Here is an 18178-nt window from a genome sequence, read left to right as displayed (position 1 = left end):
GACCTCAACGCCAGGCCAGCGCCAGCTCCCAGGGCGTGCGCTGCCAGTCCAGGCATTCCTCGCGCAGCAGGTAGGCCGACTGCGGCCACGCGGCCGCCCAGTCCGCGCGCCCGTGCAGCACTAGGCGCGGGCCCGCGCGCTCGAGCCGGATGCCGTCCAGCTCCGGGTCGCGCCGCGCGTGGCACAGCGCCACCGCCAGGCGCAGGCAGGCCAGTTGCAGCACCCAGACGGCATCGCTCCAGTCGATGTCGAGCTTGCGCAGCTTGCCGCGGTGGGCGCGCACCAGCCGGGCCAGGTACAGCAGCTCGGGCTGGGCAAAGCCGGGCGTGTCGGTGTTCTCCAGGATGTAGGCGCCATGGCGGTGGTAGCCGCTGTGCGCGATGCGCACGCCGATTTCGTGCAATTGCGCCGTCCAGCCGAGCACGCGCTGCGCCTGCTCGCCCCCGGGCGCACCGGCCTGCGCGAACAGGGCGCCGGCCACGCGCGCCACGCGCTGCGCCTGGGCGGCATCGGCGCCAAAGCGCTGCAGCAGGCCGGTGACGGCGGCGCTGCGCAGGTCCGTCTCCACGGTCTCGCGCGCCAGCAGGTCGTACAGCACGCCCTGGCGCAGGGCCCCCTGCGCCACGTGCAGCTCTTGCAGGTCCAGCAGGTCGAAGAGCGCGCGCAGCACGCTCACGCCGCCGCCGATCACCGCGCGCCGGTCGTCCTTGAGCCCTTCCAGGCGCACGCGGCTGGCGTGGCCGGCGCGCAGCAGGCGCTGCACCAGCCCGTCCAGGCCCGCACGCGTGATGCGCCCCGCGGGCTGGCCGGCAGCGGCCAGGATCTCGCCCACCGCGCCGATGGTGCCCGAGGACCCGTAGGCCACGTCCCAGGCGCCGCGGTGGAACACGGGCAGCGCCTCTTCCAGCACCGCCCGGGCGGCCACGCCTGCCGCCTCGAAGGCCGCGGCCGTGAGCGCGCCGTCGGCAAAGTGGCGCGTGGACCAGGCCACGCTGCCCAGGCGCAGCGAGGTCACCGCCTGCGCCTGGTACTGGCGGCCCAGGATCAGTTCGGTCGAGCGCCCGCCGATGTCCACGACCAGGCGGCGCTCGTCCGAGGGCGGCAGCAGGCGCGAGACGCCCTGGTAGATCAGGCGCGCCTCCTCGGGGCCCGAGACCACGTCGATGGGGTAGCCCAGCAGGGCGCTGCCGCGCTCGATGAAGGCGGCGCTGTTGCGCGCCTCGCGCAGGGTCTGCGTGGCCACGGCGCGCACCTGGGCGTGGGCAAATCCCGCCAGGCGCTCGGCAAAGCGCGCCAGGCAGTCCCAGCCGCGCTGCATGGCGGCGGGCGAGAGATGGCGCTCGGCATCCAGCCCCCCGCCCAGGCGCACGGTCTCCTTGAGGTAGTCGACGCGCTGGATGTGGCCATGGCCGTAGCGGCCGATCTCCAGGCGGAAGCTGTTGGACCCCAGGTCCACGGCAGCGAGCAGGGTTCCTTCTTGCATGCGGGTCAGGCGCGAGTGTGCGGGCGGCGCAGCATACCAAATGGGATGGCGCGGCCCGTGCGCGTTCAGCCGACGATGCGCCCGTCGGCCGTGAGCATGCTCTGCGTCACGTAGGCGCGGCTGCGCCGGCGCCCGTGGAAGGCCAGCGTGAAGCCCCCCAGGTCCATGTCCTGGCGCTCGCGCAGGGCGGCGAGCACCGCCGCGCGCGTGATCTCCCCGCCCATGCCCTGCAGCACCTGGGCCAGGCAGCGCGCGGCGACGAAGCCCGCCAGGCCCAGGGGCGATGGCGGTTCGTCGAAAAAGCGCCCCAACGCCTGGCGGTAGGCGCGCACGACCGGCAGGCCCGCCGTCACCAGCGGCACGGCCTGCGTGGCAATCACCGAAACGTTGCGCTGGGCCACGCCCATCTGCGCCAGCACCTGCAGGTTCACGTCGGCCAGCGCCACGATGTAGCACAGGCGCCCGGGCGGGAGCTTGAGCCGGCGCACGAAGTCGTGCAGCTCGGGCGTGCCGCCGGCAAACAGCACAATGACCTGCGCGGGCGTGGCCAGTTGCCGGTCGGCCTGCGCGCTGCTGCCGGGCAGGGGCAGGGCCTGCACCCGCAGGCCCAGGGCCTGGGCGGCCTGGGCGATGTTCTCCTGCGCCTGGGTGCGCACGGCGGCCGAGGCGTAGACCACGCCCAGCTCCTGCACGCCCATGATGGCCAGGCTTTGCAGCGCATGGGCAATCTGCTCCTGGTAGCCGGGAAAGATGCCGAACAGCGTGTCGCCGGCCGAGGCGGCGTCCGGGTGATGCAGCCAGGGGGCTACCTGGGCGATGGGCTGGGCCGGCGGTTGCGTGCGGGCCAGCGCTGCCAGCGCCGCGGCGGCGCCGTCGCCCACGCAGCCCGAGAGGGCGATGCAGGCGGGATCGTCCACCACGCTGCGCCAGGCAGCCTGCAGAGCGGCCCCGGTGCCCTGGACTTCGATGGTGCGGTGTTCCACCGCGCGCCCGCGGATGCCGCCGCGGGCGTTGATCTCCTGCCATGCGGCCCGCGCGCCGACCACGAAGTCGCGGCTCACGTCCTGCTGGCCGGGAGACATGTCGGCAATCTGCGCGACCACGAGGGGCGCGCCGTCGGGCATGCGCCCCGGCCGGGCCTGGGCGTGGGCAGCGCCCCAGGGCGCAAGGCTGGCGGCAGCACCGAGTTGCAGCCATTGGCGGCGGCGCAGGGTGGACAGAAACATGGTGACAATCGCAAGTGGATGAGAACGGGCGCCAGACTAGGGGGCGCGCGTGACAGGGCAGTGACAGGTCGGTGACGCCGCCCGCCCCCTGCAGCGCAGGTGTGACAGTCTTTTGCGCTGTCACGTGCATGTCACACAGCGCTCCTACAGTCGGCGGCATCCCTTCCACAACCTCCAGAGGTTTTGTCATGCAAAAGTCCCTTTCCCGCGTGTTCGTCGCCACCCTGCTGGCCGCTGCGGCCCTGCCCCACGCCATGGCCCAGCAAGAGGCCACGGGCGCCGGCGCCAGCTTCCCCGCGCCGCTGTACGCCAAGTGGGCCGCCGACTACCACAAGGCCACGGGCGTGAAGATCAACTACCAGTCCGTGGGCTCGGGCGCCGGCCTGCGCCAGATCGAGGCCAAGACGGTGGACTTCGGCGCCTCCGACGCGCCGCTCAAGGACGAAGACCTGGCCAAGAAGGGCCTGGTGCAGTTCCCCACCGTGATCGGCGGCGTGGTGCCGGTGGTCAACATCAAGGGCATCGGCGCGGGCCAGCTCAAGCTCAGCGGCCAGGTGCTGGGCGACATCTACCTGGGCAAGATCACGCAGTGGAACGACCCGGCGATCGCCGCGCTCAACCCCGGTGTGGTCCTGCCCGACGCCGCCATCGCCCCGGTGCGCCGCGCCGACGGCTCGGGCACCAGCTTCATCTTCACCAACTACCTCTCCAAGGTGAATGCCGAGTGGAAGGCCAAGGTGGGCGAAGGCACGGCCGTGAACTGGCCCATCGGCGCGGGCGGCAAGGGCAATGAGGGCGTGGCCGCTTTCGTCGGCCGCCTGGCCAACTCCATCGGCTACGTGGAGTACGCCTATGTCAAGCAGAACAAGATGACCTACGTGCAGATGCAGAACGCCGAGGGCGCCTTCGTGGCCCCGGATGACGAGGCCTTCAAGGCCGCAGCCGCCGGCGCCGACTGGAACAAGAGCTTCTACCAGATCCTCACGAACCAGCCGGGCAAGGCCTCCTGGCCCATCACCGGTGCCACCTTCATCCTGATGCACAAGAACCAGGACAAGCCCCAGCAGGCTGGCGCCTCGCTCAAGTTCTTCGAGTGGGCCTACCAGACGGGCGACAAGACCGCCGCCGACCTGGACTACGTGCCCATGCCCGAGAAGGTCAAGAGCGTGATCGTCAAGTCCTGGGGTGAGATCAAGGACAGCGCAGGCAAGCCCATTGCGCTGAAATAATCGGCCCGCGGCGGGTGCGCATACCGCGCCCGCCGCCGTACCATGCAAGACAAAGGCCCTCCTGTGTCCACCACGCTGCCCGCCCACCCGGTCGCGCTGCCGCCGCAGCTCTCGGGCTCCGGCCAGACCCTTCCGCCCGCCCGCCCGCCGCTCCTGTCCGGCCGCCTGGCGGATCGCCTGTTTGCCTGGCTGGCCCGTGCGGCGGCCTTCCTCACGCTGGCCCTGCTGCTGGGCATCCTCGTTTCCCTGGTGATCGGCGCCTGGCCGTCCATCGCCGAATACGGCCTGGGTTTCCTCACGCGCAGCGCGTGGGACCCGGTGCAGAACGAATACGGCGGCCTGGTGATGATTTACGGCACGCTGATGACCTCGTTCATCGCGCTGCTGATCGCCGTGCCGGTGAGCTTCGGCATTGCGCTGTTCCTCACCGAGCTCTCGCCCGCCTGGCTCAAGCGCCCGCTGGGCACGGCCATCGAACTGCTGGCCGCCGTGCCCTCCATCGTCTACGGCATGTGGGGCCTGATGGTCTTCGGCCCGCTGCTGGCCACCTGGGTGCAGCAGCCGCTGCAAACCCTGTTCAAGGGCATGCCCTACCTGGGCGCGCTGGTGTCGGGCCCGCCGGTGGGCATAGGCATTCTGTCGGCCGGGATCATCCTGGCCATCATGATCATCCCGTTCATCGCCTCGGTGATGCGCGACGTGTTTGAAGTGACGCCCGCCCTGCTCAAGGAGTCGGCCTACGGCCTGGGCGCAACCACCTGGGAGGTGGTCTGGAAGGTGGTGCTGCCCTATACCAAGACGGGGGTGCTCGGCGGCATCATGCTGGGCCTGGGCCGCGCCCTGGGCGAGACCATGGCGGTGACCTTCGTCATCGGCAACATGAACCAACTGAACTCGCTCTCGGTGTTCGAGGCGGCCAACAGCATCACCTCGGCCCTGGCCAACGAGTTCGCCGAAGCGGGCGAGGGCCTGCACCAGGCCTCGCTGATCTACCTGGGGCTGGTGCTGTTCTTCATCACCTTCGTGGTGCTGGCGCTGTCCAAGATACTGCTGTCGCGCCTGCAAAAGGGCGAAGGAGCCCGCACATGAGCACGAGCACCTCGCAGAAACTGATTTCCGCCGCCGAGCTGGCGCAGGCGCGCCGCGCGCGCTATGCGGCGCGCAAGCGCGTCAACCAGGTGGCGCTGGGTCTCTCGCTGGCGGCCATGGCCTTTGGCGTGTTCTGGCTGGTGTGGATCCTGTGGGAGACACTGCGCCTGGGCCTGGGCGGCCTGTCGCTGACCCTGTTCACGCAGATGACGCCGCCGCCCAACGAGGCCGGCGGCCTGGCCAATGCGCTGTTCGGCTCGGCCACCATGGTGGCTCTGGCCACCTTCGTGGGCACGCCCATAGGCATCATGGCCGGGGTGTACCTGGCCGAATACGGCAAGAGCGGCTGGCTGGCGTCGGCCACGCGCTTCGTCAACGACATCCTGCTCTCGGCCCCTTCCATCGTCATCGGCCTGTTCGTCTACACCGTGGTGGTGGCGCGCTTCAAGAGCTTCTCGGGCTACGCCGGCATCCTGGCGCTGGCGCTGATCGTGATCCCGGTGGTCATCCGCACGACCGAGAACATGCTGCTGCTGGTGCCCGCCAGCCTGCGCGAGGCCGCCTACGCCCTGGGCGCGCCCCAATGGAAGGTGATCACCATGATCACGCTGCGCGCGGCGCGCGCGGGCGTCATCACCGGCGTGCTGCTGGCCGTGGCGCGCATCGCGGGCGAGACGGCGCCGCTCCTGTTCACCGCGCTGAACAACCAGTTCTGGAACGGCGACCTCTCCAAGCCCATGGCCAGCCTGCCCGTGACCATCTTCAAGTTCGCCATGAGCCCCTACGAGAACTGGCAGCAGCTCGCCTGGGCGGCCGTGTTCCTCATCACCGTGGCGGTGCTGGGCCTCAACATCCTGGCGCGGGTGCTCACGCGCCAAAAGTAAACCGATTCCCTGGAAGACTCCCATGCACTCCACTGCCTCCCCCGTTCCGGCCAAGATCGCCGTGCGCGACCTGAACTTCTACTACGGCAAGTTCCACGCGCTCAAGAACATCCAGCTCGACATCCCGGAGAAGAAGGTCACGGCCTTCATCGGCCCCTCGGGCTGCGGCAAATCCACGCTGCTGCGCACCTTCAACCGCATGTTCGAGCTCTACCCCGAGCAGCGCGCCGAGGGCCAGATCCTGCTCGACGGCGAGAACCTGCTCGCCAGCCGCCAGGACGTGGCCCTGCTGCGTGCCAAAGTGGGCATGGTGTTCCAGAAGCCCACGCCCTTCCCCATGTCGATCTACGACAACATCGCCTTCGGCGTGAAGCTGTTCGAGAACCTGGGCGCCACCGACATGGACGAGCGCGTGGAATGGGCGCTGCGCAAGGCCGCCCTCTGGACCGAGGTGAAGGACAAGCTGCACCAGAGCGGCTCGGGCCTCTCGGGCGGCCAGCAGCAGCGCCTGTGCATTGCGCGCGGCATTGCCGTGCTGCCCGAGGTGCTGCTGCTCGACGAGCCCTGCTCGGCGCTGGACCCGATCTCCACCGCCAAGATCGAAGAGCTGATCGCCGAACTCAAGAACGACTACACCGTGGTCATCGTGACGCACAACATGCAGCAGGCCGCGCGCTGCAGCGACTACACGGCCTACATGTACCTGGGCGACCTGGTCGAGTTCGGCGCGACCGAGCAGATGTTCTTCAAGCCGCAGCGCAAGGAGACCGAGGACTACATCACCGGGAGATTTGGATGACCGACAAACACCTTTCCACGCAATTCGACAGCGAACTCAACAGCGTCTCCGCCCGCGTCATGGAGCTGGGCGGGCTGGTGGAGTCGCAGATCCGCCACGCCATCCAGGCGCTGTCGCAGTTCAGCCTGGAGTCTGCCGCCCAGGTGGAGACGCTGGAGAGCCGCGTCAACAGCATGGAGGTGGAGATCGACCACGAACTCACCACCATCATTGCGCGGCGCCAGCCCACGGCACGCGACCTGCGCCTGCTCATGGCCTTCTCCAAGGCCACGGCCAACCTCGAGCGCATGGGCGACGAGGCCACGCGCATGGCGCGCATGGTGCGCTCCATCATCGAGAGCGGCGCCGCACGCTCGCTGCCGACCAGCGACCTGCGCGTGGCGGCCGACCTGGCCTCGGGCCTGCTGCGCAAGGCGCTGGACGCCTTCGCCCGGCTGGACACCAAGGCGGCGGTGGACATCCTCAAGGAGGACGACCTGATCGACCACGAGTTCGACGGCTTCGTGCGCAAGCTCATCACCTACATGGTCGAAGACCCGCGCACCATCTCCGCCAGCCTGGACCTGCTGTTCCTGGCCAAGGCCATCGAACGCATCGGCGACCACTCGAAGAACATCGCCGAGCTCATCATCTACCTGGTCGAGGGGCGCGACGTGCGCCACCAGGCGCTGGCCGACATCGAGACGGTGGTGCAATGAATATGCCTCCACCCGCAGCGCGCTGGCTGGGCCACCGGGGGGCGGCACGGCCATGAAGAAACGACCCCGCATCCTCATCGTCGAGGACGAACCGGCCATCGCCGAGCTCGTCGCCGTGAACCTGCGGCACAACGGCTTCACGCCCATCTGGGCCGAGGACGGCGACGCCGCGCAGCGCGAACTCGACACCCTGCTGCCCGACGCCATCCTGCTCGACTGGATGCTGCCCGGCCAGAGCGGCCTGCAACTGGCACGCAAGTGGCGCCAGGACGCGCGCAGCAAGGGCGTGCCCATCCTCATGCTCACCGCGCGCGGCGACGAGCCCGACAAGGTGGCCGGGCTGGACGCCGGTGCCGACGACTACATCACCAAGCCCTTCTCCACGCAGGAGCTGCTCGCGCGCATCCGCGCCGTGCTGCGCCGGCACACGCCCGAGCAGGCGAGCGAACGCATCGCCATCGGCGCCCTGGAGCTCGACGCCGCCACGCACCGCGTGAGCCACGCCGGCCAGCCGCTCAAGCTCGGACCCACGGAATTCAAGCTGCTGCACTACCTCATGAAGCACGCCGAGCGCGTGCACAGCCGCACGCAACTGCTCGACAGGGTCTGGGGCGACCATGTGGTCATCGAAGAGCGCACGGTGGACGTGCACATCAAGCGCCTGCGCGAAGCCCTGGGCGCGGCCAGCACCATGGTCGAGACGGTGCGCGGCACCGGCTACCGCCTCACGGCAGCGCCGGCGCCGGCGCCAGCGAGCGCAGCGCTAGCAAAAGAATAGCTTCCAGCGCTTTCTGCAAGAGCCATTCAGCATTATTTCTTTTGCAAAGCCTTATTCATAAAGCGCCAGCAGCTATCTAAATAATAGCTACCCACTCCCCCAGCCCCTAGCCACCATGCTGCTGCGAATCCTGATCTTCTTTGCCTTCCCCTGGGCGGGCGGCGCACTCGGCTGGTGGCTGGCCGGGCCCTGGGCGGGCGCGGCGGGCGCCAGCGCGGGCGCACTGCTGTGGTGGGCGGGCGAAGTCTGGAACAGCGCCCGCGTGCTGGCCTGGCTGCGCGCGGGCGACCTGGCGCACACGCCGCGCCTGCACGGCCTGTGGGGCGAGGCGGCCGACCGCATGCGCCGCCTGCTGCGCCAGAGCCAGCAGCGCGAACAGGCCAGCGACGCGCGCCTGCAGGAAATCCTGGCGGCGCTGCAGGCCTCGCCCAACGGCGTGACCCTGCTCGACGCCCAGGGCCGCATCGAATGGTGCAACCAGATGGCGGCCAGCCATTTCGGGCTGGACCCCGCGCGCGACCTGCTGCAGTCCATAGGCAACCTGCTGCGCGACCCCGGCTTCAGCGCCTACCAGGCCGCGCAGGACTATGACCACGACGTGCTGCTGACCGGGCGCGAGAGCACGCCCTCGCGGCCCGTGCGCATCGCCGCGCGCCTGCACCCCTACGGCGACGGGCGCAAGCTCCTGCTCTCGCGCGACGTCACCGCCCTGGAGCAGGCCGAGGCCATGCGGCGTGACTTCGTGGCCAACGTCTCGCACGAGATCCGCACGCCGCTCACCGTGCTCGCGGGCTTCATCGAGACCCTGCAGACCCTGCCGCTGAACGCCGAGGAGCGCGCGCGCTACCTCGCCCTCATGGCGCAGCAGGCCACGCGCATGCAGCACCTGGTGCAGGACCTGCTCACCCTCTCGCGCCTCGAAGGCAGCCCGCCGCCGGGGCACGGCGCATGGACCAGCGTGCACAGCCTGCTGCAGCGCTGCGAGGAGGAGGCGCGCGTACTCGCGCTCATGGTCACGCCCGCGGGCGCGCCGCCGCTGCACCTGCAGTTCCCCCCGGCGGACTTCCAGCGCGCCTGCGGCGAGATCGCGGGCAACCCGGCCGAGCTGCACAGCGCGCTGTCCAACCTCATCGGCAACGCCGTGCGCTACACGCCCGCGGGCGGCAGCATCACCGTGCAATGGCAGCCGCTGGAGGACGGGCGCGCGCGCTTTGCCGTGCGCGACACCGGCGCCGGCATCGCCCCCGAAGACCTGCCCCGCCTGACCGAGCGCTTCTACCGCGTGGACCGCAGCCGCTCGCGCGACACGGGCGGCACCGGCCTGGGCCTGGCCATCGTCAAGCATGTGCTGCAGCGCCACGAGGCCGTGCTGGGCATCGCGAGCACGCCGGGCCAGGGAGCGGAATTCAGCGCCACCTTCCCCGCCCACCGGCTGCGCGGCGCCACGCCGCCCGCGCCGCTCCCCCCTGGCAGCCCCAGGTCTTTGCCGGCCGACTAGAATCCCCACGCCGTTCCGCAAGGCGCGGCATACCGCTGGGGGTGCCCCGCGCCGCTTCAGGCGCGCGGGCTGAGAGAGTCCCTTTGAACCTGATTGAGATCATCCTCGCGCAGGGAAGCCCGCACGCCATGGCACGCCGTACCGCACGCGCGCCGGGCGGCCTTCCTGCACGGCATGGCAAGGAGGCCATTGCATGCACACCACCACATCCACCAATGAGGCGCTGACCCCGGTCGCCGAGGGCGCACGCGTCTTTCGCTGGCACGACCACGCCTCGCTCTGGTTCAGCCTGGGCGTCGGCCTGCTCGTCATGCAGGTGGGCGCCTACCTCATGCCCGCGCTGGGCACGCAGGAAGCCCTGCTCGCCATCGTCGCCGGCTCCATCCTGGGCGCCGGGCTGCTCGGCTGGGTGGCCAAGATCGGCTGCGACAGCGGCCTGGCCAGCGCCGGCCTCATGCACGCCGTGTACGGCCGCCAGTTCGCGCAGTTGCCCATTGCGCTCAATATCGTTCAGCTCGTGGGCTGGGGCACCTTCGAGCTGGTGGTGATGCGCGACGCCAGCGTGGCCATCGCCCGCCAGGGCGGCATGCTCGAGGGCGCAGCCTGGCCCGTGGCCGCCACGCTGCTGTGGGGCGGCGTGGTGCTGCTGCTCATCAGCGGCTCCATGGTGCAGTTGGTGCGCCGCGTGATCGCGCGCGTGGCGCTGCCGCTGGTCGTGCTCTCGCTGCTGTGGCTGTCCTGGCAGTTCCTGGTGCTGGCGCAGGAGCAGGGGCTGGCCGACCTGTGGCAGCGCCGCGGCGAGGGCGGCATGGGCGTGATGGCGGCGCTGGACCTGGTCATCGCCATGCCCATCTCGTGGCTGCCGCTGGTGGCCGACTACGCGCGCCATGGCCAGAGCGGTCGCGGCGCGCTGCGCGGCGCCTGGGCCGGCTATGCCGTGGCCAACATCTGGTGCTACGCGCTGGGCGTGCTGGTGGCCCTCACCCTGCCCAGCCAGGACCTGGTGACCGCGCTGCTGCTGGCCCAGGGCGGCCTGATCGCGCTCTCGCTCATCCTCATCGACGAGGTGGACAACGCCTATGGCGACGCCTACTCGGGCGCCGTCTCCAGCCACAGCCTGCTGCCGCGCTGGAGCGTGCGCCGCTGGGGCATGCTGCTGGCCGTGGTGTGCACGCTGCTGGCCCTGGTGCTGCCCATGCACAGCCTGGAGCCCTTCCTGCTGCTGCTCAGCTCGGTGTTCGTGCCGCTGTTCGGCGTCATCCTCGGGCGCCTGGCCTTTGGCGCCGATGCCCACGCGCTGCTGCAGCGCGCCGGCAGGGCGCATGCCGCGCCCATCGCCATCTGGCTGGCCGGCGTGGCGCTGTACCACCTGCTGCCGCAGCTCGCCCCGGCGCTGGGCTCGGCCCTGCCGGCGCTGGCGCTGAGCTTCGTCCTGGCCTGGGCCACGCGGCCGCGGGCCTGAGCGCGCCGCCCGCCGGCTACTGCCAGCCCCAGCGGCGGCGGTAGTAGCCCTTCATGGCCTGCGTCAGGCCCAGGTAGCCCAGCAGCAGCAGGGGCAGCAGGGCGAAGTACAGCGGCGGCAGCGGCTGCAGCTTGAAGGCGCCCGCCAGCGGCCCCATGGGCAGGAACACGCCCACGGCCATGATCAGACCCGTCATCACCAGCAGCGGCGCGGCCGCGCGGCTCTGGACGAAGGGCCATTGGGGCGTGCGGATCATGTGCACGATCAGTGTCTGCGTGAGCAGGCCCACCGTGAACCAGCCGGACTGGAACAGCGTTTGCTGCGCCGGCGTCTGCGCGCCGAACACGAACCACATGAGCGCAAAGGTCAGCAGGTCGAACACCGAACTGATGGGCCCGAAATACAGCATGAAGTGGCCGATGTCGCCCGGCCGCCAGTGCTGGGGCGCGCGCAGCAGTCCCTCGTCCACATGGTCGAAGGGAATGGCGATCTGCGAGATGTCGTAGAGCAGGTTCTGCACCAGCAGGTGCATGGGCAGCATGGGCAGGAAGGGGATGAACACCGAGGCCACCAGCACCGAGAGCACGTTGCCGAAGTTGGAGCTCGCCGTCATCTTGATGTACTTGAGCATGTTGATGAAGGTGCGCCGCCCCTCGACCACGCCCTCGTCGAGCACCATGAGGCTTTTCTCCAGCAGGATGAGGTCGGCCGCCTCCTTGGCGATGTCCACGGCCGAATCGACCGAGATGCCGATGTCGGCGGCGCGCAGGGCCGGCGCGTCGTTGATGCCGTCGCCCAGGAAGCCGACCACGTGGCCATTGGCCTTGAGCTGGCGCACGATGCGCTCCTTGTGCGCGGGCGTGAGCCGGGCAAAGACGTTGTGGCGCTCCACCGCCTCGGCCAGGGCCGGCCCGTCCATCTGCTCGACCTCGCCGCCCAGCAGCACGCCGCGGCTCTCCAGGCCCACCTCGTGGCAGATCTTGGCCGTCACGCGCTCGTTGTCGCCGGTCAGCACCTTGAGGGCCACGCCGTGCCCGGCCAGCGCCTGCAGCGCGGGGGCCGTGGTCTCCTTGGGCGGGTCGAGGAAGGCCACGTAGCCGATCAGGGTCAGGCCGCATTCGTCGGCCAGGCCGTAGGTGTGCTGCCCGGGGGCGGCGTCCTTGGCGGCCACGGCCACAACGCGCAGGCCCTCGCCGTTGAGCGCGGCGGCCACGCTGCGGATGCGCTCGAGCGCGTCCGGTGCCAGCGGCTCGGTGGCACTGCCGCGGCGCACCTGCGTGCACACGGCCAGCACTTCGTCCAGCGCGCCCTTGGTGATGAGCCGGTGGCCGGCCGCGCGCTCGGCCACGATGACGGACATGCGCCGGCGCGTGAAGTCGAAGGGAATCTCGTCGATCTTGTGGAAATTGTGCAGCGGTTCGAGGTCGCGGTGCACCTCGGCATGCTCCAGCACGGCCACGTCGAGCAGGTTCTTCAGCCCCGTCTGGTAGTAGCTGTTGAGGTAGGCGAGTTCCAGCACTTCCGCGGACTCCGCACCCCAGGCATCGACGTGGCGCGCCAGAAAGATCTTGTCCTGCGTCAGCGTGCCCGTCTTGTCGGTGCACAGCACGTCCATGGCGCCGAAGTTCTGGATGGCATCGAGGCGCTTGACGATGACCTTCTTGCGCGAGAGGAACACCGCCCCCTTGGCCAGGGTGGAGGTCACGATCATGGGCAGCATCTCGGGCGTCAGGCCCACGGCGACGGACAGCGCGAACAGCAGCGCCTGCAGCCAGTCGCCCTTGGTGAAACCGTTGAGCAGGAACACCAGCGGCACCATCACCAGCATGAAGCGGATGAGCAGCCAGCTCACCTGGTTGACGCCCACCTGGAAGGCCGTGGGCGCGCGCTCGGCCACTGCCACGGAACCGGCCAGCACTCCCAGGCAGGTGCCGTTGCCCGTGGCCAGCACCACGGCGGTGGCGGCGCCCGAGACCACGTTGGTGCCCATGAAGAGAATGTTCTCCAGCTCCAGGGGACTGGCCGCCGCGGCATCGCGCTGGGTGGCGAACTTCTCCACCGGCAGGGACTCGCCCGTCATGGCGGCCTGCGCCAGGAACAAGTCCTTGGCCGTGAGCACGCGGCAGTCCGCCGGCACCATGTCGCCCGCCGACAGGGCGATCACATCGCCCGGCACCAGCAGGCGGATCGGCAGCTCCGCGCGCTCGGCCAGGCCGTCCGCGGCACGCGGGCGCAGCACGGTGGCCGTGTTGCTGACCATGTGCTTGAGCGCATCGGCCGCCCGGTTGGACTTGCCCTCCTGCCAGAAGCGCAGCAGCGTGGAGAGCAGCACCATCGCACCGATGGTGAGGGCGCCGGTCAGGTCGTCGGTGAGCAGGGAGACGGCCGCCAGCACGCTCAGCAGCAGGCTGAAGGGGGTGCGGTAGCAATGCCACAGGTGCAGCCACCAGGGCAGGGGCTTTTCGTGCCCGACCTCATTGGGCCCCACGCGCGCGCGCAGGGTGCGCGCCTCGTCCTCGGTGAGGCCTGCGGTGCGGCTGCCCAGGCGCGCCAGCAGGGCCTCGGGGGCGCTGGCAGCGCTGGCCGCCAAGGCCTGGCCCAGCGGCGCGGGCAGTTCGCGGCCTGCGCCTGCCGCCGGCAGGGACTCCGGCAGCAACCGGCGGCGGAAATGGCGGCCCATGCGCCGCACCCGCAGAAAGGTCGCAAAAACATCCCTGAACCGCACGACGGGCATGGCGCTCCTCCTGGGCCGCGCCCTGGGGCATGCGACCGCCAGCCAGCCGCCCGGACCGGGGGCGGCTGACAGCACGGCGGCCGGCGCGCGCGCCGCGCAGCGCCTGCTCCCCGCCCGGCCCGCAGGGTAGCGTCCCGACGATAACCCGCCAAGCCGCCGCCGGTGCAGGCCCGGCACAAAAAATCAGGCGCTCACGATGCGCTGCGCCACGGGCGCGTAGCCGTGGTTCAGCGGGCCATGCCCCTGCCCGGTGTGCACCCCTGCCCCAGCCGCAATGGCGCCCAGGATGTAGGCACGCGCCTGTGCCACCGCCTGCGCCAGCGGCAGGCCCTGGGCCAGTTGGGCGGCGATGGCCGAGGACAGCGTGCACCCCGTGCCATGCCCGTTGTGCGTGGCAATGCGCTGCGAGGACAGGCGCGTGCAGCGGCCGCCTGGCTCGGCGAGCACGTCCACCACCTCATCGCCGGGCAGGTGCCCGCCCTTGAGCAGGGCTGCCGGCGCGCCCAGTTGCAGCAGCGCCTGGGCCGCGGCATCGAGGTCGTCCAGCCCGGCCAGGGGGCGCCCCAGCAGCAGCGCGGCCTCGTCGAGGTTGGGCGTGACGACTGCCGCCAGCGGGAACAGCTCGCGCACCAGCACCTGCACCGTCTCCTGCGTGCTCAGGCGGTCGCCGCTGGTGGCGACCATCACGGGGTCGAGCACCACATGCGGCAGGCGGTAGCGGCGGATGGCGTCGGCCACCACGCGCACCACGTCGGGGCTGTGCAGCATGCCGATCTTCACGGCATCGACGCCGATGTCCTCGACCACGGCGTCGATCTGCGCGCGCAGGATCTCGGGCGGCACGCCGTGGATGGCGCGCACGCCCTGCGTGTTCTGCGCGGTGATGGCGGTGATGGCCGTCATGCCGTAGCAGCCCAGCGCTGCGAAGGTCTTGAGGTCGGCCTGGATGCCCGCGCCGCCTCCGCTGTCGGAGCCGGCGATGGAGAGCACGCGCACGTAGCGCGGTGCAGGTGCGGTGGAAGGCGCAGAAGAAGGCAGCGAAGATGTCATGGCCGCAAAATTATGCATGCGCCACATCAAATCAGGGACAAGCCGCTTGTGCTGTAATCGCCTTTTGCGGACGAAACAGGGGTGTCCCGCCACTGCAGTGGATGCGGACTGAGAAACACCCTGGGGCAGCACGCCCCGTTACCCGATCCAGATCATGCTGGCGTGGGGAGTTTCCAGTGCAGGCGCCACCTGTTTTGTCCCCGGGCCTTTCTCGAACGGACACACATGACGCGCGCAACCACCTCCTTCACCATCCTGGGTGCCGGCCTGCTCGGGCGGCTCCTGGCCGTCACCCTGGCCCGCCAGGGCCACACCGTGAGCATTTACGACAAGGGCGGCCCGCTGGGCGAGCACTCTGCCGCGCGCGTGGCCGGCGGCATGCTCGCGCCCCTGGCCGAGTCGGCCGTGGCCGAACACGGCGTGGTGCGCATGGGGCGCCACGCGCTCGCGCGCTGGCCCGAGCTGCTCGCGCCCCTGGCCATGCCGGTGTACTTCCAGCAGGAAGGCACGCTGCTCGTCTGGCACCGCCAGGACGCGCCGCAGGCCGCGCACATGCGCCAGCAGCTCGATGCCACGCGCGCGCACATCCCCGAGCTGCCCGCCATGGAATGGCTCGACGCCGAGGGCATGGCGCGCATCGAGCCGGCGCTGGCCCCGCGCTTTGCCCAGGGCATGTACCTGCCCGGCGAAGGCCAGCTCGACAACCGCCAACTGCTCGCCTCCCTGGCCCAGGAGATGGAACGCCTGGGCGTGCAGGTGCACTGGAACACGCCGCGCGAGCTCGCCGCCTTCGGCAGCGGCCACACCGGCTGGCTGCTCGACTGCCGCGGCCTGGGCGCGCGCGGCGAATGGCCGCAACTGCGCGGCGTGCGCGGCGAGGTCATCCGCATCCATGCCCCCGAGGTCACGCTGCAGCGCCCCACGCGCCTCCTGCACCCGCGCTACCCCGCCTACATCGCGCCCAAGGAGAACCATGTGTTCGTCATCGGCGCCACCGAGATCGAATCCGAGGACCTGTCGCCGGTGAGCGTGCGCTCCACCCTGGAGCTGCTGAGCGCAGCCTACGCCGTGCACCCGGGCTTTGCCGAGGCGCGCATCCTCGAGTCGTCCGTGCAGTGCCGCCCCGCCCTGCCCGACAACCTGCCCGCCATCCGCCAGGTGGCCCCGCGCACCCTGCAGATCAACGGCATGTACCGCCACGGCTACATGATCGCGCCCGCGCTGCACGACGTGGTGCTGGAGCTGCTGGACCAGGGCGCCTCGGCGCTGGGCAGCCGCTTCGACCTCGCCATGGAACTGCTGTGAACCGCCCCGGCCCCATGCACGTCCTGATCAACCAGCAGGCCTTCGACCTGCCCGAGGGCGCCACCGTGGCCGACGCACTGGCCGCGATGCAGGCCCGCCCGCCCTATGCCGTGGCCGTGAACACGGTCTTCGTCCCTGCCACCGAACACCCGCACCACCGCCTGCAGGCAGGCGACCGGGTGGAAGTCATCTCCCCCGTCACCGGGGGCTAACACCATGCACAACGCCACCTCCTCCAACGACAGCCTGGTCCTGTACGGCCAGACCTTCTCCAGCCGCCTGCTGCTGGGCACGGCGCGCTACCCCTCGCCCACCGCCCTGCAGGCCGCCGTGCAGCGCGCGCGCCCGGCCATGGTCACCGCCTCGCTGCGGCGCCAGGGCAGCAACCCGGCCGAGAGCGGCCAGGGCTTCTGGGAGCTGCTCTCCAGCCTGAACGTGCCCGTGCTGCCCAACACCGCCAACTGCCACAGCGTGCAGGAGGCCATCACCACGGCGCAGATGGCGCGCGAGGTGTTCGGCACGCCCTGGATCAAGCTCGAAGTGATCGGCGACGACTACACCCTGCAGCCCGACACGCTCAACCTGGTGGCCGCCGCCGAGAAGCTGGTGCGCGAGGGCTTTTACGTGCTGCCCTACACCACCTACGACCTGGTGCTGTGCCAGCGCCTGGTGGACGTGGGCTGCCAGGCCGTCATGCCCTGGGCCGCGCCCATAGGCACCGGCCGCGGCCCCATGAACCCCTACGCCCTGCAACTGCTGCGCGAGCGCCTCGATGTGCCGCTGCTCGTGGACGCCGGGCTGGGCCTGCCCTCGCACGCCTGCCAGGTCATGGAATGGGGTTACGACGGCGTGCTGCTCAACACCGCCGTGGCCCAGGCCCAGGACCCCGTGGCCATGGCCGGCGCCTTTGCCGACGCCGTGCAGGCCGGGCGCGCCGCGTACCGTGCCGGCGCCATCGAGCCGCAGCAGGCCGCCCAGCCCAGCACCCCCGTGCTGGGCACACCGTTCTGGCACCAGGCATGAGCACCGCCACCGACACCGCGGCCCTGGCCGACGCCATCGTGCATGCGCATGCCGCACGCTTTGCGCCCTGCACGCCCCAGCCCGTGCCCGCAGCGCACGACGCTGGTCCCGTGTTCCAGGCCGCGCTGCAGGCCTGCAGCCGCCTGGGCTTCATTGGCCCGGACGCGCTGGCCCTGGCCCGCGCCTGGCAGGCGCAGACGCAGCGCACCGGCGGCTTCGACGCCGCCAGCTGGCCCTGCGACGCGCGCGACTTCGGCCTGCAGGCGCTGCCGCGCGCCCAGGCCTTCGCCCCCTGCCCGCACGCCCTGGGCCTGTACGCCGTGCTGCCCGACGCCGACTGGGTGGGCCGCATGGCACGCGCCGGCGTGCCCACGGTGCAACTGCGCTTCAAGTCCGAAGACCCGGCGGCCATTGACCGCGAGGTGCGCGCCGCCGTGCAGGCCGTGCAGGGCACGGGCGCGCTGCTGTTCATCAACGACCACTGGCGCGCCGCCCTGGACGCCGGCGCCTACGGCGTGCACCTGGGCCAGGAAGACCTGGACGCCCTGCCCGCCGCGGCGCTGCAGGAGCTGCGTGCCAGCGGCCTGCGCCTGGGCGTGAGCACGCACGGCTATGCCGAGATGCTGCGCGCCGACGCCGTGGGGCCCAGCTACATCGCCATGGGAGCGGTGTTTCCGACCACGCTCAAGCGCATGGCGACGGCGCCCCAGGGCCTGGCGCGCCTGGCCGCCTATGCGCAGTTGATGCAGGCCTACCCGCTGGTGGCCATTGGCGGCATTGCGCTGGAGCATTTCCCGGCCGTGCTGGCCACGGGGGTGGGCTCGATCGCCGTGGTGCGTGCGCTGGTCGCCGCGCCCGACCCGCAGGCCGCAGCCGCGCAATTGCTGCGCGCCATGCAATTCTGAGTCTTTTTGGCCTCC

At 70.7% G+C, this 18178-nt stretch carries 17 protein-coding genes; 13 read left to right on the top strand and 4 right to left on the bottom strand.

Annotation, left to right across the window (positions count from 1 at the left end; genetic code table 11):
* Positions 1 to 4: 4 nt before the first annotated feature.
* Both CGR01S_RS07055 and CGR01S_RS07050 read right to left on the bottom strand, forming a co-directional pair.
* On the bottom strand, positions 5 to 1483 hold the full coding sequence (locus tag CGR01S_RS07055) for a Ppx/GppA phosphatase family protein (protein ID WP_042424307.1): 1479 nt from the start codon (positions 1481 to 1483) through the stop codon (positions 5 to 7).
* 65 nt (positions 1484 to 1548) lie between these two features.
* A complete protein-coding gene (locus CGR01S_RS07050) occupies positions 1549 to 2709 on the bottom strand; it encodes an ABC transporter substrate-binding protein (protein ID WP_042424304.1) in 1161 nt (386 codons plus the stop codon).
* 188 nt (positions 2710 to 2897) lie between these two features.
* Here CGR01S_RS07050 and pstS point away from each other — a divergent pair, with 188 nt between their 5' ends.
* The 8 genes from pstS (at position 2898) to CGR01S_RS07010 (ending at position 11146) form a co-directional block, all read left to right on the top strand.
* On the top strand, positions 2898 to 3938 hold the full coding sequence (gene pstS, locus CGR01S_RS07045) for a phosphate ABC transporter substrate-binding protein PstS (RefSeq protein ID WP_042424301.1): 1041 nt from the start codon (positions 2898 to 2900) through the stop codon (positions 3936 to 3938).
* A gap of 42 nt (positions 3939 to 3980) precedes the next feature.
* Complete coding sequence (gene pstC / locus CGR01S_RS07040) at positions 3981 to 5027, top strand: phosphate ABC transporter permease PstC (protein ID WP_439644737.1); 1047 nt, start codon at positions 3981 to 3983, stop codon at positions 5025 to 5027.
* The gene (pstA, locus tag CGR01S_RS07035) at positions 5024 to 5911 is read left to right on the top strand and encodes a phosphate ABC transporter permease PstA (RefSeq protein ID WP_042424298.1); all 888 of its coding nucleotides are present in this window, start codon (positions 5024 to 5026) and stop codon (positions 5909 to 5911) included. Before pstC ends, pstA begins: the two co-directional genes overlap by 4 nt.
* A gap of 22 nt (positions 5912 to 5933) precedes the next feature.
* Positions 5934 to 6710 (top strand): phosphate ABC transporter ATP-binding protein PstB, encoded by a 777-nt coding sequence (gene pstB / locus CGR01S_RS07030; RefSeq protein ID WP_042424296.1) that lies wholly within the window; start codon positions 5934 to 5936, stop codon positions 6708 to 6710.
* The gene (gene phoU, locus CGR01S_RS07025) at positions 6707 to 7408 is read left to right on the top strand and encodes a phosphate signaling complex protein PhoU (RefSeq protein WP_042424293.1); all 702 of its coding nucleotides are present in this window, start codon (positions 6707 to 6709) and stop codon (positions 7406 to 7408) included. The genes pstB and phoU overlap by 4 nt, the downstream gene beginning before the upstream one ends.
* Positions 7409 to 7460: 52 nt before the next feature.
* The gene (gene phoB / locus CGR01S_RS07020) at positions 7461 to 8186 is read left to right on the top strand and encodes a phosphate regulon transcriptional regulator PhoB (protein ID WP_042424291.1); all 726 of its coding nucleotides are present in this window, start codon (positions 7461 to 7463) and stop codon (positions 8184 to 8186) included.
* Positions 8187 to 8301: 115 nt separating this feature from the next.
* Positions 8302 to 9684: a phosphate regulon sensor histidine kinase PhoR gene (phoR, locus tag CGR01S_RS07015; RefSeq protein WP_042424287.1), complete on the top strand. Its 1383-nt coding sequence runs from the start codon at positions 8302 to 8304 to the stop codon at positions 9682 to 9684.
* Between the two features lie 193 nt (positions 9685 to 9877).
* Entirely contained in the window at positions 9878 to 11146 is a 1269-nt protein-coding gene (locus CGR01S_RS07010) for a purine-cytosine permease family protein (protein WP_042424284.1), read from the top strand.
* Between the two features lie 16 nt (positions 11147 to 11162).
* Here the strand turns inward: CGR01S_RS07010 and mgtA are convergent, their stop codons facing one another.
* Positions 11163 to 13880 carry a magnesium-translocating P-type ATPase gene (gene mgtA / locus CGR01S_RS07005; RefSeq protein WP_042424281.1) on the bottom strand — a complete coding sequence of 906 codons (2718 nt, stop codon included), beginning with the start codon at positions 13878 to 13880 and terminating at the stop codon, positions 11163 to 11165.
* Here mgtA and CGR01S_RS17195 point away from each other — a divergent pair.
* Entirely contained in the window at positions 13879 to 14010 is a 132-nt protein-coding gene (locus CGR01S_RS17195; protein WP_281174254.1) for a hypothetical protein, read from the top strand. The genes mgtA and CGR01S_RS17195 overlap by 2 nt on opposite strands.
* 53 nt (positions 14011 to 14063) lie before the next feature.
* On the opposite strand, the gene thiD is transcribed toward CGR01S_RS17195, so the two are convergent.
* Positions 14064 to 14930: a bifunctional hydroxymethylpyrimidine kinase/phosphomethylpyrimidine kinase gene (gene thiD, locus CGR01S_RS07000; RefSeq protein WP_042424663.1), complete on the bottom strand. Its 867-nt coding sequence runs from the start codon at positions 14928 to 14930 to the stop codon at positions 14064 to 14066.
* A 225-nt stretch (positions 14931 to 15155) separates the two neighbouring features.
* On the opposite strand from thiD, the gene thiO reads away from it, so the two are divergent.
* The 4 genes from thiO to CGR01S_RS06980 are packed head-to-tail and all read left to right on the top strand — an operon-like array spanning position 15156 to position 18163.
* Positions 15156 to 16235 (top strand): glycine oxidase ThiO, encoded by a 1080-nt coding sequence (gene thiO / locus CGR01S_RS06995; RefSeq protein ID WP_042424277.1) that lies wholly within the window; start codon positions 15156 to 15158, stop codon positions 16233 to 16235.
* Between the two features lie 14 nt (positions 16236 to 16249).
* Entirely contained in the window at positions 16250 to 16447 is a 198-nt protein-coding gene (gene thiS, locus CGR01S_RS06990; RefSeq protein ID WP_042424660.1) for a sulfur carrier protein ThiS, read from the top strand.
* Between the two features lie 4 nt (positions 16448 to 16451).
* The gene (locus CGR01S_RS06985; protein WP_042424273.1) at positions 16452 to 17258 is read left to right on the top strand and encodes a thiazole synthase; all 807 of its coding nucleotides are present in this window, start codon (positions 16452 to 16454) and stop codon (positions 17256 to 17258) included.
* Positions 17255 to 18163, top strand: a complete 909-nt coding sequence (locus tag CGR01S_RS06980) for a thiamine phosphate synthase (RefSeq protein WP_042424270.1) — start codon at positions 17255 to 17257, stop codon at positions 18161 to 18163. The genes CGR01S_RS06985 and CGR01S_RS06980 overlap by 4 nt, the downstream gene beginning before the upstream one ends.
* Positions 18164 to 18178 lie beyond the last annotated feature (15 nt).

It is taken from the genome of Comamonas granuli NBRC 101663, assembly GCF_000739995.1.
In the GTDB taxonomy this organism is placed as follows: domain Bacteria; phylum Pseudomonadota; class Gammaproteobacteria; order Burkholderiales; family Burkholderiaceae_C; genus Simplicispira; species Simplicispira granuli.
This window is presented reverse-complemented; position numbering and strand designations above follow the sequence as displayed.

Excerpts from the sequence above, each read along its gene's own strand:
- CGR01S_RS07055 (WP_042424307.1), bottom strand. The coding sequence starts at position 1,483 with ATGCAAGAAGGAACCCTGCTCGCTGCCGTGGACCTGGGGTCCAACAGC.
- pstC (WP_439644737.1), top strand. The coding sequence starts at position 3,981 with ATGCAAGACAAAGGCCCTCCTGTGTCCACCACGCTGCCCGCCCACCCG.
- CGR01S_RS06980 (WP_042424270.1), top strand. The coding sequence starts at position 17,255 with ATGAGCACCGCCACCGACACCGCGGCCCTGGCCGACGCCATCGTGCAT.
- pstB (WP_042424296.1), top strand. The coding sequence starts at position 5,934 with ATGCACTCCACTGCCTCCCCCGTTCCGGCCAAGATCGCCGTGCGCGAC.
- CGR01S_RS06985 (WP_042424273.1), top strand. The coding sequence starts at position 16,452 with ATGCACAACGCCACCTCCTCCAACGACAGCCTGGTCCTGTACGGCCAG.
- phoB (WP_042424291.1), top strand. The coding sequence starts at position 7,461 with ATGAAGAAACGACCCCGCATCCTCATCGTCGAGGACGAACCGGCCATC.
- phoR (WP_042424287.1), top strand. The coding sequence starts at position 8,302 with ATGCTGCTGCGAATCCTGATCTTCTTTGCCTTCCCCTGGGCGGGCGGC.
- CGR01S_RS07010 (WP_042424284.1), top strand. The coding sequence starts at position 9,878 with ATGCACACCACCACATCCACCAATGAGGCGCTGACCCCGGTCGCCGAG.
- pstA (WP_042424298.1), top strand. The coding sequence starts at position 5,024 with ATGAGCACGAGCACCTCGCAGAAACTGATTTCCGCCGCCGAGCTGGCG.
- thiD (WP_042424663.1), bottom strand. The coding sequence starts at position 14,930 with ATGACATCTTCGCTGCCTTCTTCTGCGCCTTCCACCGCACCTGCACCG.
- phoU (WP_042424293.1), top strand. The coding sequence starts at position 6,707 with ATGACCGACAAACACCTTTCCACGCAATTCGACAGCGAACTCAACAGC.
- thiS (WP_042424660.1), top strand. The coding sequence starts at position 16,250 with ATGCACGTCCTGATCAACCAGCAGGCCTTCGACCTGCCCGAGGGCGCC.
- CGR01S_RS17195 (WP_281174254.1), top strand. The coding sequence starts at position 13,879 with ATGGCGCTCCTCCTGGGCCGCGCCCTGGGGCATGCGACCGCCAGCCAG.
- mgtA (WP_042424281.1), bottom strand. The coding sequence starts at position 13,880 with ATGCCCGTCGTGCGGTTCAGGGATGTTTTTGCGACCTTTCTGCGGGTG.
- thiO (WP_042424277.1), top strand. The coding sequence starts at position 15,156 with ATGACGCGCGCAACCACCTCCTTCACCATCCTGGGTGCCGGCCTGCTC.
- CGR01S_RS07050 (WP_042424304.1), bottom strand. The coding sequence starts at position 2,709 with ATGTTTCTGTCCACCCTGCGCCGCCGCCAATGGCTGCAACTCGGTGCT.
- pstS (WP_042424301.1), top strand. The coding sequence starts at position 2,898 with ATGCAAAAGTCCCTTTCCCGCGTGTTCGTCGCCACCCTGCTGGCCGCT.